Annotated in this window: 1 protein-coding gene; it reads right to left on the reverse strand. The window is 78.4% G+C overall.

Going from position 1 to position 2,446, the window contains the following annotated elements; all coding sequences use genetic code 11:
• A partial coding sequence (locus ACFUUZ_RS31650; RefSeq protein WP_378702717.1) for a type I polyketide synthase occupies positions 1 to 2,377 on the reverse strand: 2,377 nt, incomplete at its 3' end.
• Between the last annotated feature and the right edge of the window lie 69 nt (positions 2,378 to 2,446).

The following is a 2,446-nucleotide window of genomic DNA, read 5'->3' on the forward strand; positions in this document are numbered from 1 at the left end:
GGGCGGCGGCCGGGCGGGAGACGGCGGGAAGCAGGGTGCGCAGCAGCGCGGGCACCGCGGGCAGGCTCCGGAACGCGGCCAGGTCGAGCCGCGCGGGGACGAGCACCGCCGCCCCGGTCCCGAGCGCGCGGTCGAAGAGCGCCAGCCCCTCGTCCGCGGCGAGCGCGGTCACCCCCGACCTGGAGTGCCTGCCCTGCTCGGCGGCGCCGAGCCGGGTGCCCATCCCGCTGTCCCAGAGCCCCCAGGCCAGCGAGGTCGCCACCAGCCCCGAGCGCCGCCGCTGCTCGGCGATGGCGTCCAGCGCGGCATTGGCGGCGGCGTAGTTGCCCTGCCCCGCGTTGCCGACGACGCCCGCCGCCGAGGAGAAGAGCACGAAGGCGGTGAGCTCGCGATCCGCGGTCAGCCGATGCAGCTCCAGCGCCGCGGTGACCTTCGGCGCGAACACGGCGTCGAGCCGTTCCGGGGTGAGCGCGGTGAGCACGCCGTCGTCGAGCACCCCCGCCGTGTGCACGACCGCGGTGAGCGGGTGTGTGTCCGGGATCGAGTCGAGCACCGCCGCGAGCGCGGCGCCGTCGGTGGCGTCGGCGGCGACGATGCGGGTGTGCGCGCCGAGCGCGGCGAGCTCGTCCGCGAGCGCGCCCGCCCCCGGCGCGTCCGGCCCGCGCCTGCCGAGCAGCAGCAGGTGCCGCACGCCGTGGGCGCGCACCAGGTGCCTGGCGACGGCGGAGCCGAGATCGCCGGTGCCGCCGGTGATGAGGACGGTGCCGTCGGGCTCCGGCCGGAAGCCGACGGCGTCCGCCGCTGCATCGACCCGGACCAGCCGGGGCGCGAGCGCGCTGCCCGCGCGGACCGCCAGCTGGGGTTCGTCGCCATCCGGGAGCGCGACCCGGCCGTCGTCGCTGTCGACCAGCCGAAAGCGGCCGGGATGCTCGGTCTGCGCCGAGCGCACCAGCCCCCACACAGCGGCGGCGGCGGGGTCGATGCGGCCGCCGTCTCCGGTCGCCACCGCCGCCTCGGTCAGCAGGATCAGCTCGGACTCCGCCGTCCTCGGGTCGGCGAGCCAGCCCTGGATCAGCGCGAGTGCCCGGTGCGCGGCGGCCACCGCCGGATCCCGCTCCGCGGCGGCCCCGATCTCGGCCACCACCAGGGGCGGCAGCGCGGCGTCCGCGGAGCGCAGCAGCGCCAGCGGGTCGGCGGTGCGCGGCAGCTCGCCGGTGAGGGTGGCGGGGACCCGGCTCCACGCGACCCGGAAGAGCGCGTCGCTCGCGAGCGCCCCGCGGTCCCGGTGCAGCGGCCGCAGGCTCAGCGAGTCCAGCCGGAAGACCGGCCTGCCCTCGGGGTCGTCGGCGGCGACGGAGAAGGCCCCGGCGCCCGCGGGCGCGATCCGGACGCGCAGCGCCGTCGCGCCGGTCGCGTACAGCGAGAGCCCGGTCCAGGCGAAGGGCAGCGCGGTACCCGCGCCGTCCGCGACGCCGCGCGCCGCGCCCGCGATGTGCAGGCTCGCGTCGAGCAGCACCGGGTGCAGGTCGAACAGCGCCGCCTCGGCGGCGATCTCGCCGATCGGCTCGACCTCGGCGAAGACCTCGTCGCCGCGGCGCCACGCCGCGCGCACGGCGCGGAATGCGGGGCCGTAGTCCAGCCCGCCCGCGGCGAATCCCGGATAGAGGTCGTCCACCGGGAGCTCGATCGCGCCGGGCGGCGGCCAGGCCGCGCTGCCGGGGTGTGGCGCGGCGACCTCGGCGACGAGGAGCCCGGTCGCGGTGCGGCTCCACGGCGCGGTGGCGTCGGTGCGCGAGTACAGCCGGACCTCGCGGGCGCCCGCGTCGTCCGCGGCGTCCACCACGAGCTGCACCTCCACCGCGCCGGACCCGGGCAGCCCGAGCGGCGCGTCCAGGATCAGCTCCGCCAGCCGCGGGGAGCCGAGCCGCGTGCCCGCGGCCAGCGCCAGCTCGGCCTGCACGGCACCGGGCACGACGACCGCGCCCCCGACGGTGTGCTCGGCCAGCCAGGCCGGGCTGTGGCGGCTCCACCTGCCGGTCAGCACCAGGGTGTCCGAGCCCGCGGGCGCGATGCCGGTGCCGAGCAGCGGGTGGCCGCCGCCGTCCGGCACGGGCAGCCCGGTGCGGCGCGGCCAGAATCGCCGGTGCTCGAACGGGTAGGTGGGCAGCTCGACGCGGGCACCGGGCGCGGCGGGCAGTGCCCGGCGCCAGGTGACGGGGAGGCCGTGCTCGTACAGCGCGGTCAACGCGGCCATCAGGGTGCCGAGCTCGGCGCGGTCCCTGAGCATCGCGGGCAGCGCGACGGCATCCGCGCCGAGCTGCTCCCGCAGCAGCGCGGTCAGCGTGCCGCTCGGGCCGAGCTCGAGGAAGCGGGTCACCCCCACCCCCCGCAACGCCTCAACCCCATCCGCGAACCGCACCGTATCCCGCACATTCCGCACCCAATG

The organism is Nocardia sp. NPDC057353 (assembly GCF_042667085.1).
Classification (GTDB): Bacteria; Actinomycetota; Actinomycetes; order Mycobacteriales; family Mycobacteriaceae; genus Nocardia.